Below are 14,491 nucleotides of genomic sequence, written 5' to 3'. Positions count from 1 at the left end.
TCTTTTGTTAAATCCAGTCATTTGACTGATTTTTTTCAAAATTCGTCAATTCGCAAGATGCTGTTTCGCGAGTTCGAGTTGCTCCGAAACGGCAGCAAACCCTGTACCGCCGTAGCTTGTCCGGCGTGCCACTGCTTGAACCGGATCGAGGAGCGGATAGACGTCTTCTGTGATATCAGGATGGAACGTTTGATACGTCTTGAGATTCAAGTCCTTCAGGAAACAACCGTTCTGCACACAGTAAAGGACGGCTTTCCCTACGATTTCATGCGCTTCCCGGAATGGTATGCCTTTCGTTACAAGGTAGTCGGCGAGTTCCGTTGCATTCGAGAAGTCTTGCATTGTCGCCTTCTTGAGCGCTTCGGTCTTAAACGTCGCGGATTCAATCATTCCGGTGAAGATTTGAACGGACTTGAGAACGGTATCTGCTGTATCGAAGACCCCTTCCTTATCCTCTTGCATGTCTTTGTTGTAAGCGAGTGGTAATGCCTTCATCGTCGTCAAGAAGCCCATCAGGTTGCCGTAGACGCGACCTGTTTTTCCACGAATCAATTCAGCAAAATCAGGGTTTTTCTTTTGTGGCATCATGCTTGAGCCTGTCGAGAAGGCGTCAGACAACTCGATGAAGCCGAATTCTTGCGACGCCCAGATGATGATTTCTTCACAAAAACGTGAGAGATGCATCATGACGGTTGAGGCGATTCCGAGATATTCAATGACGAAGTCACGATCGGAGACAGCATCGAGACTGTTCGGATAGACCGACTCAAAACCGAGCAACTCGGCAGAACGGAAACGGTCGATCGGGAACGTGGTCCCCGCGAGCGCGCCTGCCCCGAGTGGTGATTTCCGAATTCGTTTTTGATTGTCCGTCAATCGTTCGACATCACGTTCGAACATCCAGAAATAAGCGAGCAAGTGATGCGCAAGCGAGATTGGTTGTGCCCGTTGCAAATGCGTATACCCCGGCATAACCGTCTCGATATGTTGCTCAGCTTGTTCCGTAATGACCGATTGGAGCTCGCGTAATGCCGTCGTCAACGCTTCGACATGCTGCTCCATCCATAGATGTAAATCGGTTGCGACTTGATCGTTTCGGCTCCGTGCCGTATGCAGTTTCCCTGCAACTGGACCGATCTGTTCCGTCAACAAACGCTCAAGATTCATATGAATGTCTTCGTCCGCTAATGTGTAGGAATGGTCCTTTAACGTCGCTTCGAGTTGCTTTAATCCTTGCTGGATTTGTGTCCACTCATCTTGAGCGAGAATCCCTTGTTCAAATAACATCTGTGCATGTGCGAGACTGCCTTTCAAATCAACGCTTGCTAATTTTTGATCGAACGTGATTGATGCTCCGAAGGCTTCCGCTTGAGCGGAAGCACTTTCCGTAAAACGTCCACCCCAGAGTTTGGTCATTTCGTTACACCTGCCTGACGATGTACACTCGCATGCGTTGAAACGGCAAGACCGTGTAATTTGATGAAGCCTTTTGCTGCTTCATGATCGAATGCATCTTCTTTCGTGTACGTCGCAAGTTTCTCATCATAAAGCGAGACAGCCGACTGACGACCTGTAACAGTTGCATTTCCTTTGAACAGTTTAACGCGAACTTCTCCTGTAACGTCCTTTTGTGTTGCCGTCAAGAAAGCTTTCAAGCCTTTCGTCAATGGCGCATGGAAGAGACCGTTGTAGATTGTTTCTGCGTATTGTTTGCTGAGTAATGGTTTGAAATGCGCGACGTCCTTCGTCAATGTAATCGTTTCGAGTGCAGCGTGCGCTTTGAGTAAAACAGTTGCGCCTGGGCACTCATAGACTTCCCGCGATTTGATACCGACGAGACGGTTCTCGACGTGGTCGATCCGTCCGACCCCATGTGCTCCAGCGATGATGTTCAGTTCCGTAATCAGTTTCGCTAATGGATACTTCGTCCCGTTGATAGAAACTGGAACACCTGCTTCAAAGCCGATAATGACTTCTTCTGCCTGATCCGGAGCGTCTTCTGGTGCTACCGTCAACGCATATGCGTCTTGTGGTGGTTCTGTCCATGGATTTTCTAGGACGCCACATTCATTACTCCGTCCCCAAAGGTTCATGTCGATCGAGTATGGGCTGTCGAGGTTGATCGGGATTGGCACATTGTTTTCTTTCGCGTAGGCGATCTCTTCTTCCCGTGACCATTTCCATTCCCGAACCGGTGCGATGACTTCGAGTGACGGATCAAGTGCCGCGACCGAAACTTCGAACCGGACCTGGTCGTTCCCTTTTCCGGTACATCCGTGTGCGACCGCCGTCGCACCATGCTGATGTGCGACTTCGACGAGCTTTTCTGCGATCAATGGACGCGAAAGCGCTGAGATCAACGGATAGGCATTTTCGTAATGGGCGCCATATTGAAGTGCTGGCAAGACAAAGTCTTGTGCGAATTCTTCTTTGACATCGAGAACGATTGATTCGATCGCACCGACGAGGAGTGCTTTTTCCTTGATGACGGATAAATCTTTTCCTTCTCCGACATCCATGCATAAGGCAATGACATCATAGTCCTTGCTCAACCATTTGATGGCTACTGATGTATCGAGTCCCCCAGAGTACGCTAAGATTAATTTTTGTTTTGACATGTATAATTCCCTCCTGGTTTTTAATTCATTTGTCTGTATAAAAATTCATTATGAATTATATATATACATAGAAAACAAAAAAAAGAAACCCTTTTTGCAGGATTTCTTTCAAAATAACTTACATTTTCTTCTCCATCGTCCGGTGTGGAATGCCCGCATCGTCGAATTCATCGGAGACGATCGTATAACCAAGACCTTGATAAAACGGGATGGCTTGGACTTGTGCACCGAGTGTCAGCAGTTGTTTTCCTTCACGCCGCGCGACACGTTCCATCGCCTGCATCAACTCACCACCGTATCCTTTTCCTCGGGCTGTCGACAGCGTCGCCACACGCTCCACCTTCATCCGTTGGTCGTCATATGGTCGTGTGCGACCCGTTGCAACCGGTCGACTCTGTTCATCGAGGACAAGCAGATGAATCGCTGTTTCATCATGTGTATCATATTCAAGATGACGTGGTACGCCTTGTTCCTCGACGAAGACACGCTCCCGGATCATCCGAACGGCTTGATGTTGTTCTGCTGTACGTACTTGAATGACTGTCATAACTGATATTCCTCCCGTAATCGATCGACATATGCCATCGCATCATCCCGATTCGTAAATTGTGCTTGTGCCTGAACCGCACTTCCTCCACCTCGTCCATTGAATGCTTGGACATGCGCTTTAGCGAACTTCCCGAGATGGGGTTCCCCTGGACTACTCATCAGTAGTTTGTTTGTCGTCGCATTCCAGACGACGCCGACGCGTCCCGCTTCTTGGATCGCTTTAGCGAGTTGCTCGGATGCTTTGATTTCTTCATTCAGATGTTCAAACATCAGAATACCTTCTTGTTGTTCTAAAGCTTGAGCGAGCGTGAATGTTGCAAGTTGTTCCTGGGCGTGTTCGACCTGTTTCGTTAAGCGTTTTTGTTCTTCTTGTAACGCTTGAACGGCTTCTAGCATTTGAACCGGCTTGACTGACAAAGCTTGCGCCGCTTCCCTCAAGGCGTGACGTTCTGACTGAACAAGTTGGTATGCCCGTTCCTTTGCGACATAGGATAGACGAATGTTCCCACGAATCCGTTCGACCCCAGTAAAGAGAATCAACTCGAGCTGTGCCGTCGAATCGAGATGCGTCCCACCACAGGCACTATAATCAAGTGTGCCGATTTGAACGACACGAATTCGTCCTTCGACTTGTGGTGTTTTTCGTAATGGTAGACGTAGGGCTTCCTCCTCGTCATATTCAGTCGCCGTGATCGGTAATCCTTGTTCAATCACATGTCGTAATCGTCGATCCAGCTGTTCTTGTTGAATAGTTGTCCATTCAGGTGTCTCGATATCAAGCGTCGAAACCTCACTTCCCGTCCGAAAACTAAGCGTTTTGATGTTCGACTCATCGTGTAAAATCGCAGAGATGACGTGTTGTGCCGTATGTTGCGCCGCATGATCAATTCGGACTGCATCATCTATGATCCCGGTGACGTCTCCTGTGAGCGGATTCGCCAGTTGATGCCAGACGACACCGTCTTCGATTTGAACGTCAAGGACAGGTTGGTTGTTCAATGTTCCACGATCCGCTGGCTGTCCACCGCTCTCCGGATAAAAGTAACTTTTCTCTAAAGCAACCCAATAGCCGTCTACTTGTTTTGTCGCACGAAGGGATGTCTGAAAGGTTCGGACATCGGATTCTATTTGTTCGGGGCGCATGCCTCGACCACCTTTCTCTGTCAGTTTCACTCTGTATTATGCCATATTTCATCCAGAACCGTTTGTCGGCTTGCCTTTTTCCTAGTACACTAGACGAAAGACTACCGATCGCGAAGGGACGAAATGCCGTGATTCAGCACATCAATAAAAATTCACCACTCCCCATTTACTATCAAATTGAAGCTGCCTTAAAACAACAAATCGAAAGCGGTGTCCTTCAACCTGGAGACTTGATTCCGTCCGAGCGCGAATTCGCCGAGGCCCACCAAATTAGCCGAATGACGGTTCGTCAAGCCATTTCAAACTTGGTCAACGCTGGTTACTTGATTCGTCAAAAAGGACGAGGAACATTCGTCGCGAATAAAAAAATCGTCATGCAACTTTCCGGTTTGACGAGTTTCTCGGAAGAGATGGAACATCTTGGACTAGAACCGACGAGTGCGCTCCTCTCCTATCAAATCATCGACGCGTCGATGACGATCGCAAATAAGCTCCGGATTCGTGAAGGCGCATCTGTATATGAATTGAAGCGTTTACGTATTGCTGATGAGCAAGCTCTTGCTCTTGAGACCGTCTACATCCCAGAGCAACTCTTGCCTGGACTCGATCAAGACGTCGCGACCGCATCACTCTATGCATTTGCTGAAGCGAGTGGATTAAACCTCGGACGTGCGAGTCAAACGTTTGAATCACGTCTCGCGACAAAGGAAGAAGCGAGTCACCTTGGCTTGTCGACCGCTTCGCCTGTCTTATCCGTCGAGCAACTGACGTATCTCGCGACGGAACAACCGTTTGAATACGTCATCTCTGCTTACCGAGGAGACCGATATACCTTCACTGTCGAAATGGAACGCCAACGCTGAAAAACCCCTCGAATCGCCATGCTGTGACGGTGATTCGAGGGGTTTTCGTGTATAGATTACTGCGCAGGGATCGTTTCTGTCTCTGGTGCTTGTTCAGTCGTATCTTGTACAGCATCCGTTTCATCTGCGATCGGCTTGACTTCTTGACCTTGCATCGCTTTCGCTAAGTTGCTCTTCACTTGTTCCAGTTGATTCGGATCGAGGTGGTATTCCCATTTCCCGCTAATGCCGATATAGCCTTCTCCAGCGAGCTGATACTCCGTTGTGTCACGGAGTGCTGCAGTGAAATCTGCTAAGCGTGTGTAATCATTCGGTCCTAAGTTTGTTTCAACATTATCACCCACGGCATCCAAAATATCACGGTATGCACTGAGCGAACGGAAACTTGCCGCTTCTTTTGCGACCGCTTGAATGACTTGCATCTGTTTTTGTCCGCGACCGATATCACCGAGCGGATCATCATGACGGTTCCGGACATAGGCCAGTGCCTGTTCCCCCGTCAAATGTTGCTTTCCTTTATCAACGGTGATGGTACCCGCTTTACGTTTTGAATCTTGTTCTTTAAACGCATACCGTACATCGATATCTACACCATCTAATGCATCAATCAATTGAACGAATCCTTGGAAATTAACTTTGATGACGTGATCGATTTGAATCCCGAGTAGGTTTTCTGTCGTTTCACGTGCTAATTTAATGCCGTTGTAGGAATTCGATTTATCCATCGAACCGAAGTAAAGGGCATGTGTGATCTTATCTTGCTCAACACCTGTCTTGCCGTAAGGGATATCATACTTCGAATAATCGATGTTCACGAGTGAATCACGTGGGATACTCGTCAACACTAATTGCTCCGTCTTTTTGTTCAAAATTCCGACGATCATGACGTCTGAACGAGCTGGTTCATGACGTTCCTTGCTTTTTTTCGTTTCATCCGTTCCGAGAATCAAGAATGATTCAGACGGAACATCATCATATTTAGAGCTCACTTTTGAGCCGGGAATCTTAATCTGCGTCTTTGCCAATGTTTCTTGCGTTTTGATAAAAACAGCTCCAGCATAACCAGAACCGATGATTGTGACGAGCAGGACGAGTGCAGCGACGACTTTCATGAACATCTTGCCAGCACTTGGCTGTCTCTTTCGTGCGGATCGCGTTTCCATCATGTAAACCCTCATTTTCATGTAAATTTTCCGTAAAGTTCGCTAATCTCCATTATCCGGACATTTAATGAAATGTCAATTTACGTTTCGATTAAAGAAATCGCACAGAATAGTTGCATCTAAAATAATTCCGGTATCGTAGCACTTTGCCTGATTAGCATGAATGCTACCAGCATGTCGTCTTTCGTTATTTCTTCACCTATCTCACGTTAAAATATAAAATCGCATGAGACCGGGCTTTATTCCCTTCTTTCATGAACCACAAAAAAGGTACAAAGCCAATTGATGGGGTGGCTCTGTACCTTGTAATTCATTCGTGTTTCTCCATCATGCTTTCATGAAATTCAAATAAGCAGCCCGCCCTGTACGTTTAGCGTCATCTGACAATAAAGAGGCGGCCTCTTCGTCGAGGATCACCATAACATCGGCATGACGTTTGAGTACGGTCGCCGGACAATCCGTCGTCGCGACCCCTTCCATCATATCGCGGACGGCTTCTGCCTTTCGTTCGCTTGAAGCGACGAGAAGGATTTTTTTTGCTTCCATGATCGTACCGATTCCCATCGTGATCGCTTTCGTCGGCACTTCCTCCAATCGATCAAAGAAACGTTGATTCGCTTCTCGCGTCGATTCCGTCAATTCCGTCACGTGTGTCTTCGCATCGAACGGCGTACCTGGTTCATTGAAAGCGATGTGTCCATTCGCTCCGATTCCGAGCAATTGGATATCGATTCCTCGCTTGCGCACGAGCGCCTCGTATCGTTCACTTTCTTTAACCGGATCTTCCGTATTCCCGATTGGTACGAAAGACTCCTTGAAACGTACATCATTAAACAAGTGTTCTTGCATGAACGTATGGTAGCTTTGTGGATGTTCTGGGCTGAGACCGACATATTCATCTAGATTGACCGTCGTCACATGTCTGCAGTCAAGCGAGTCCTTCCGCCATTCTTCATACACACCGACTGGTGAACTGCCCGTCGCAAGCCCTACTGTTAATCCTTCCGGATGACGCTCAATTTCCTGTTTCAAAAATTGATACGCCACATGCGCTAATTCTTCTCCTTTTTCTACAATCATCCATTTCATGAGGTAGACTCCTTTCCGTTCGTGATCCGGTATCGCGTACCACGATGAATCGTTTCTTGAATGTGTAATCCCTCGTCGAGCAACACAATATCCGCATCCTTACCGACCGAGAGACTTCCCTTTTGTGTCAACTGAAGCTCTTTTGCCGCATTGACCGATGTCATACGAACCGCTTCTTCGAGCGTACAACCTGTATAGGCGATGATGTTTCGTAAAGCGGCGTCCATCGTCAAAATACTTCCGGCTAAACTACCATTCTCAAGGCGTGCCGCACCGTCTCGAACGAATACAGCTTGTCCCCCTAACTCGTATTCACCTTCTGCGAGTCCTTTGGCGCGCATCGCATCCGTGATGACGATCAATCGATCTGCACCCTTCATCCGGTAGGCGAAGTCCACCATTTCCGGTGCACTATGAATCCCGTCCGGAATGATCTCGGCATAGACTTCCGGCGTTAGGAGACAGTACCCGACTGTTCCCGGTTCCCGGTGATGCAGCGCACGCATTTGATTGTAGAGATGAGTACCATGGGTGACATGACCAGCTTGGTTTTGGGTATACGTCGCATCCGTATGACCGGCAGACGGAATCGCACCCGTTAATCGCACTGCCTCCTCGAATGTACGCGCTCCCGGGCGTTCTGGGGCATAGGTCACGAGTTTGATCGTATTGCCAGACGCTTCCTGCCATTTCAGGAACTGTTCGACATCGGGTTCAACGATATATTTGCGCGGTTGCGCACCAGCATAATCCGGGTTGATGAACGGTCCTTCGAGATGAACACCGACGATCGTCGTGTCCTCTTCCTCAACGACTGTTCGCACCGTCTCGAGCGCTCGTGTGATGTCTGCCCAATCTTGGGTGATCGTCGTCGCTAAAAAGGACGTCACGCCTTCTTGTAACATCTGTCGGCTGAAATGATGCAACCTTTCGGCATCTCCATCCATGACATCGACATCATATCCCCCATGAATGTGCACATCGATCATTCCAGGAATGAGTGATTGATGGTGCGCATCAATCGTCTCTTCTCCTGCGATTTCCTCAAATTCCGACATTGTTCCAATCGCCTCGATGGTTCGGTCAAAGCGAATGAACCCGTCTTCAATCGTCTGCTCTCCCGTGTAAATCCGGGCATTGATGATCACTGTCATCTGGCATCACCCTTTCTCTATCCGTTCCATGACTTGCTTTCGTATTTAGTATAACGTGATTATTTCTAGTTGTATAGACCTTTATACATTTGAACTGAAATTGCAAAAGGGCGATCCCGTTTGTCATTAGACAAAGGGTCGCCCTTTGTATACCCGTCTACTGCCATCTTCATGCGTCAGTCGATCAGGGTAATAAAATTCGGTCTTTCTTTCGAGAAATCAGACGCGTCGCTTTTAAGATTGCTATCGGTAACGATTGCCGCTTTCGGTAAGCAAGGTAGCGCCCTTCCCATTTTGGATCGTATTTTTCTTTGTATCGTCGTAGACCCGTGAAACTATACATGTAACGAATATTATTAAAGACATCTGCCGCCACACGTTCTTGCCAGAAGGACGTTTCATCCTCGCCGACGGATGAGAGTGGTGCCATTCCCATGTTGAATGTCCGGTAGCCTTCTTCTTTCGCATATTCGAATAGCCGAATGAACATCGCATCCATGATCCCGTTCGGTCCGTCCGGTCGAAAACGCATCAAGTCAATCGATAGGACTCCCTCTTGGTAAGCAGGCATGAACGTCATGAATCCGATCAACCGTCCTTCCGCTTCACGCATGATGCCGATTGGTGCTCGATTTAAGTAAGGTTTGTGGAAGTAACCGAGTGAGAAGCCTTTTTCAGACTTCCCACCTAACCATTCATCCGAGACCTCTTGCAGTTCTGCTAACAATGTATCCGAAAAAGGTGGCTCGATCACTTCAAACGTCATACCTTCTCGTTCAAAGCGATTTTTAATCGAGCGAAGTCCAGCTCGTTTTTTTCCTGATACGGTGAAAGACGGAATATCGACGATCGCTTCTTCACCGAGTTTGAAGAAGTTGAAGCCGAAATCATGATACAGCGACATGTTTTGCGCTTGAATCTGATAGATGTTCGGAATGTATCCGAGATCTTCGACACGGCGCAGGAAGGAGGCGATAACTTGTGAATGTTCCTTTGGATCTCCACTTGGATCACCGAGTACCATGATCCGGTTGCCAGTCTGACTAAACTGAATGAACGAACGACCTGTTTCGGAAAAGAAGAAGCGCTTATCTCCGAGAAACGCCAAATGGCTCAAATAATTGCCACCCTGTTCACGTAATACCGTTTCGATTTTTTCAGCATCGAACTGCTCCCCGAGCACCGGTTGATTAAAGGTGTTAAACAAGCGTATGAAAACTAATCCATAAACGAGCGCAAAGATGGATGAGCTCGCGGCAAACATGAAAATCTCATGCGACGGATACACTTCTGTTCCGTCTGCCGACCCGAGTGTATAAAAAGCGTATCCGAAAAAGACGAACCCGCCAATGTACAACAGACCAACGAACGCAACCCGGATGAAACGCGACGTCGTAATCAGTGTCCGTTCCCGATGAAACGCGTTACGAGACATCAGTAACAATCCGAGGACGACGACGACGGCAAGGAAGGAAATCAAGTTAAATCCACGAAGTGCCATCCCGACCAGCGCGAAGAACGATGCGCCATACATCATATACAAGGAACGCTTCGTTCGACGATAGAGCGCCGTCGATAAGAGGACAAATAATAGTCCGCCCATCAAAAAGAAACTGTTTGCGAGCAACAACGCTTCATGGGGCAATTTAGATTCCAGATATTCATATTGTGTCGAGACCGGTGGCAAAATCGCTAGCCCCCAGATCGTGATACCCGCGACAAGCGTAATCAACGCTAAGGTGAAGTGACGAATTTTACTGAGGAATCGCAATTGCAAGCGCCAAATGACACCCCCGACCTCAACCGACGGACCAACAATGGGTTTATCTTCGATCATCTTGACGACTGGACCACTAAACTCTCGAGCCGAGAAGACGACACCGATTAAGAATGGAATTAAGTAATAAACGAGACGATAAATCAATAATCCCGTCAAGACGATGCCTTCCTCGACTCCTGCACGTTGCATACCGATCAAAAAGACTAAGTCGAATGAACCGAATCCGCCGGGTACCATCGAAATCAAACCGGCTGTCGCAGCGATGATGAAGACACCGATCACTTTTGCAAAACTGACGTCTGTTCCGAGTGCTGCCAAAATGAGATAGACGACGACACCGGCACTAAACCACTCCGCAAACGATACAACGGAGTATAAGGCAATCGATTTCGGATGAATGCTGCTGTTCCCACGTCGAAACGAGAACAATAGATAGAGCGGGAAGAATAAGGCAACACCGATGATGACAGGCCATAACCATTTCTTCATTTCAAGCACTTCAAACGCTGGGAAGACGTGCAAGAGGGATAACGTCGATAAGATTGACAAACCGCTAATCAATGTCGGCGCCATCCAACCGATCGCTTTCAACAGGCGTCCGCCTTCAACGAATGGTCGATACAGGGCGGACCGGATGGCCACCCCTGCGAGACCTCCGAAACCGATGATGCCATTAAAGGAGTTCGCAATCCAGGACGCTCGGAAAATCAATCCGACTGGTGCTTTTGCTTCTAGCGAGCGCAACAAAAAGAAGTCATAAAAGAACATTGTCGAGACTGCCACGAGACCTGCGAGAATCAACAGGATGAACTGCCAAGATGGTACTTGGCGGATCGCTTGAATCGATTCCTTTAGAGACAAACTGCGTAATTCATTTTGTCCTTGATAAAAAATGAATCCGATCAAGACGATCGGCAAGATGATCTTCGCAATCGTCATGAGCCGTTGTTTTGAGAATTTCAAGATGCCAGCCTCCTTGATTTACGGATTAAGTACATAAGACGAACAAGCAATAGTGTCGCTCCGACCGCAAGACCGATGATCAATCCCCACCAGTATCCATCTGGTCCAAGTGCTGTGTAGCGTTCAAGATAAAAACCTAATGGTAGTCCAATGACCCAGTAGGCTACGATCGTCAATAAGAAGGTGACGTTGACGTCCTTGAACCCACGTAGTGCACCTTGCGTTGGTGCAGCGACGGCATCTGACAATTGGAAGAAAATCGCGAGAATCATAAAGTGTGCAGCTGCTTCGATGACTTTTGGGTCTCGACTATATAACGCTGCGAGTTCTTCATTCTTTAAGTACAACAGGATACCGGAAAACACGGAAACCGCAACACACATCGTCAACCCGATGCCAACATACTGAACCGCATCCTTGATCCGTTTAGCACCGACCTCGAAACCGACTGTGATTGTCAATGCGGACGCAGCGGACAACGGAATCATATAGACGAACGAGGCGAAGTTGATAGCAGCCTGATAGGCACCGATGATGACGTCGCCATACGCTCCAAGCAACAAGGTGACGGCTGAAAAAATACTGACTTCTGAAAAAATCGCGAGACCGATCGGCGCACCGAGTAGAATCAATTCCTTGATCCGCTTCATGTCCGGACGGTAAAAACGTCGGAGAACACCAAGACGCTGGAACAGCTCTCCTTTCATGACGACAGCGATGATTGCTAAACAAAGAATCCAGTACGTGATGGCAGTCGCAACTCCCGCACCGACACCACCGAGTTCCGGAAAACCGAAGTTTCCGAAAATGAATAGATCATTGAAAAGGACGTTAATGGGTAAAGAGATTAGTAGTAAGACCATCGTAATGTTCGATTTTCCTAATGAATCGATGAGTGTTCGTAAGACGAAGAAAACGAACATCGGCACGATGCCGAGCGCTAGCATCAAGAGATAGTTCCGTGCGACTTCGCGCGCTTCTACCGATAACTCCATCCGCTCGAGAATCGGATTGACAGCGAGAAGTCCGATGACGACTGTCAATCCGATGATCACGACAGCGACGTACAACGCCTGCATGACGATCCGTTTGACTTCCCGCTCGCGTTTCGCTCCCATCGCTTGGGAAACGAGCGGCGCGACGGCAAGTAGAATACCAGTCAACCCTGTGTAAACAGGTGCCCATAGACTTGCTCCGACACCGACTCCAGCTAAATCAGCAGAGCCATATCGACCGGCCATGACCGTATCAAAAAAACTGATTAAATAAAACGCGACTTGCGTTACGAGAATTGGAAAGAAGATTTTCATGAATTGTTTCATCTTTCCTGAGAACGTAACTGTTTCTAACATGTTTCCACCACATTTCAGGAGGAGTCCTCCTTAATTTTAAAACGCATCATTCTTGAACTCTTACGAAATCAATCCAAGGAGGGATTCATCTCATGAACCATCGAGATACTGAAAAGCTAACTTTTGAACTACTCGAGACCTGGTCTACCTTCAATCATTATGCCAAAGAATCACAAACGTTTGAAAATCCGGAAGATATCCATCAAGCCCGGATTCGCTTGCGGAAACTGATCACGTTCGCTCGATTGGTCGAGTTGACGGAAGAACCCGTCTATTTGATTTGGAAGCGTCTGATGCACGCCTTCGGTGAAGTGCGCGATCTCGACGTACAGCTCGAAGCGACTTCGAAAAAAACAGAAATCGACCAATTGTTCGCAAACCATGTCGCCTTACAACTTCAAGGAAAACGTTCGACCTTGATTGAGACGATGCATCTCTTGATCTCAAATGAACTAGATCGATCTGTCCGTCGATTTTTAGCGAGTCCGATGACAAAACGCCTCAAGCGGATGTCAGAAAAAGAACTGATTCATGCCGCGGAGAAACGCTATGAGAAAAAACGTGAACAATTTGAAAAAGTACAACGAAAGGATGGTCCAAAACGTATCGAACGGATGCATGAGTTGCGGCTTGCGACGAAAGCGTACCGCTATACGGTCGAGTACTTGCGTCCCTATACGAATCAACCGAAGTCCGCTGTCGATCGTCTAAAAACAACCCAGACGCAACTCGGACATATCAATGACACGTATCAGCGACTGGAAAGATGGCGGTCATTCGAGGTTCCGACTGCTTATCAAGCAGAGCGCTTGCATCAGATCAAACGCTTAGAGGATGAACTGCGTAACGCACTCGATCAAGTTAAGATCGCTCACGGGTGACGTTGAACAAGTAGTTCAAGCATCTTTGTTCCGGCAATCGAATTGCCTTTCGCGTCAAGGGAAGGACCAAACACACCGATTCCGAGATCAGCCATATCGAAATCACTTCTACCACAGGCAACGACCGCACCGGAAACACCGCTTTTTCCGGGAAGTCCGACTTGGACAGAAAATTCTCCAGATGCATCATACATGCCACATGTCGTCATGATGGCCCGGATGATTCGTGCGTTACGACGCGAGATGACTTGACGCCCGGATGGCGTTTTTCCAGATGTACTTAAAATTTTCCCCATCATGGCAAGTCCTTTACAGTTCGTCAAAATCGCACATTGTTTCGTGTAGACGTCGATGATCTCTTCGACGTTGCCTTCGATGACGCCGTGATAGCGCATGAAGTAGAGCAACGCTCGGTTCAAATCTGTCGTTTCGAATTCTGATTCAGCGACATCTGCGTCATATTTTACCATTTCTACTTTAATATCCAATAGTTTTGCGATGAATTGACGCAATTGCAGTAATTTATCCGCAGCATCCGTTCCCGGCAACATGCTGGTCACTGCTAGTGCTCCTGCATTGATCATTGGATTGAGCGGTTTTGTCGGAATCGTCTCTTCAAGTTTCGCAATCGAATTGAACGCATCACCCGTCGGTTCCATCCCAACTTTCGAAAAGACATAATCTTCTCCGAATGTCTCGAGGACGAATGCCAGTGTAATGATCTTCGACACACTCTGTAATGTAAACATCGTGTCCGCATCACCTGCCGAAACGAACGTCCCGTCGGCATTACAGACAGCGATACCAAGTTGGGTCGGATCAACTTTCGCAAGCTCTGGGATGTAACTTGCGACTTGTCCAAGCACCGTATACGGACGACACTCTTCAATCAACTCCTCGAGTTGGGCTTGTGTAACATTCATGGCGTTCCCTCTT

Annotated in this window: 12 protein-coding genes; 2 read left to right on the top strand and 10 right to left on the bottom strand. The window is 47.8% G+C overall.

Annotated features, from left to right (window positions below; translation table 11 throughout):
- Positions 1–45: 45 nt before the first annotated feature.
- From argH to ACN9MT_RS02555, 4 genes are all read right to left on the bottom strand, one after another.
- A complete protein-coding gene (gene argH, locus ACN9MT_RS02570; RefSeq protein WP_426272725.1) occupies positions 46–1,416 on the bottom strand; it encodes an argininosuccinate lyase in 1,371 nt (456 codons plus the stop codon).
- Positions 1,413–2,618, bottom strand: a complete 1,206-nt coding sequence (locus tag ACN9MT_RS02565) for an argininosuccinate synthase (RefSeq protein ID WP_308102349.1) — start codon at positions 2,616–2,618, stop codon at positions 1,413–1,415. Before ACN9MT_RS02565 ends, argH begins: the two co-directional genes overlap by 4 nt.
- A gap of 118 nt (positions 2,619–2,736) precedes the next feature.
- Complete coding sequence (locus ACN9MT_RS02560; RefSeq protein WP_029340768.1) at positions 2,737–3,165, bottom strand: GNAT family N-acetyltransferase; 429 nt, start codon at positions 3,163–3,165, stop codon at positions 2,737–2,739.
- On the bottom strand, positions 3,162–4,310 hold the full coding sequence (locus ACN9MT_RS02555; RefSeq protein ID WP_426272724.1) for an alanyl-tRNA editing protein: 1,149 nt from the start codon (positions 4,308–4,310) through the stop codon (positions 3,162–3,164). Before ACN9MT_RS02555 ends, ACN9MT_RS02560 begins: the two co-directional genes overlap by 4 nt.
- Before the next feature lie 128 nt (positions 4,311–4,438).
- Between ACN9MT_RS02555 and phnF the strand changes: the two genes are divergently transcribed.
- The gene (phnF, locus tag ACN9MT_RS02550; RefSeq protein WP_081780439.1) at positions 4,439–5,173 is read left to right on the top strand and encodes a phosphonate metabolism transcriptional regulator PhnF; all 735 of its coding nucleotides are present in this window, start codon (positions 4,439–4,441) and stop codon (positions 5,171–5,173) included.
- 56 nt (positions 5,174–5,229) lie between these two features.
- On the opposite strand, the gene ACN9MT_RS02545 is transcribed toward phnF, so the two are convergent.
- The 5 genes from ACN9MT_RS02545 to ACN9MT_RS02525 form a co-directional block, all read right to left on the bottom strand.
- On the bottom strand, positions 5,230–6,339 hold the full coding sequence (locus ACN9MT_RS02545) for an LCP family protein (protein ID WP_308102347.1): 1,110 nt from the start codon (positions 6,337–6,339) through the stop codon (positions 5,230–5,232).
- Positions 6,340–6,663: 324 nt separating this feature from the next.
- Positions 6,664–7,425: a glucosamine-6-phosphate deaminase gene (gene nagB, locus ACN9MT_RS02540; RefSeq protein ID WP_056063434.1), complete on the bottom strand. Its 762-nt coding sequence runs from the start codon at positions 7,423–7,425 to the stop codon at positions 6,664–6,666.
- Positions 7,422–8,579 carry an N-acetylglucosamine-6-phosphate deacetylase gene (nagA, locus tag ACN9MT_RS02535; RefSeq protein WP_426272723.1) on the bottom strand — a complete coding sequence of 386 codons (1,158 nt, stop codon included), beginning with the start codon at positions 8,577–8,579 and terminating at the stop codon, positions 7,422–7,424. Before nagA ends, nagB begins: the two co-directional genes overlap by 4 nt.
- A 184-nt stretch (positions 8,580–8,763) precedes the next feature.
- Positions 8,764–11,322: a bifunctional lysylphosphatidylglycerol flippase/synthetase MprF gene (mprF, locus tag ACN9MT_RS02530; RefSeq protein ID WP_290788079.1), complete on the bottom strand. Its 2,559-nt coding sequence runs from the start codon at positions 11,320–11,322 to the stop codon at positions 8,764–8,766.
- Entirely contained in the window at positions 11,319–12,674 is a 1,356-nt protein-coding gene (locus ACN9MT_RS02525; protein WP_426272722.1) for an MATE family efflux transporter, read from the bottom strand. The genes mprF and ACN9MT_RS02525 overlap by 4 nt, the downstream gene beginning before the upstream one ends.
- 92 nt (positions 12,675–12,766) lie before the next feature.
- Here ACN9MT_RS02525 and ACN9MT_RS02520 point away from each other — a divergent pair, with 92 nt between their 5' ends.
- The gene (locus ACN9MT_RS02520) at positions 12,767–13,555 is read left to right on the top strand and encodes a CHAD domain-containing protein (protein WP_426272721.1); all 789 of its coding nucleotides are present in this window, start codon (positions 12,767–12,769) and stop codon (positions 13,553–13,555) included.
- Here ACN9MT_RS02520 and glsA read toward each other — a convergent pair.
- A complete protein-coding gene (gene glsA / locus ACN9MT_RS02515) occupies positions 13,546–14,478 on the bottom strand; it encodes a glutaminase A (protein WP_035412330.1) in 933 nt (310 codons plus the stop codon). The two genes, ACN9MT_RS02520 and glsA, sit on opposite strands and share 10 nt — an antisense overlap.
- Between the last annotated feature and the right edge of the window lie 13 nt (positions 14,479–14,491).

The sequence above is a fragment of the Exiguobacterium sp. R-17 genome (assembly GCF_049913315.1).
Taxonomy (GTDB): domain Bacteria; phylum Bacillota; class Bacilli; order Exiguobacteriales; family Exiguobacteriaceae; genus Exiguobacterium_A.
This window is presented reverse-complemented; position numbering and strand designations above follow the sequence as displayed.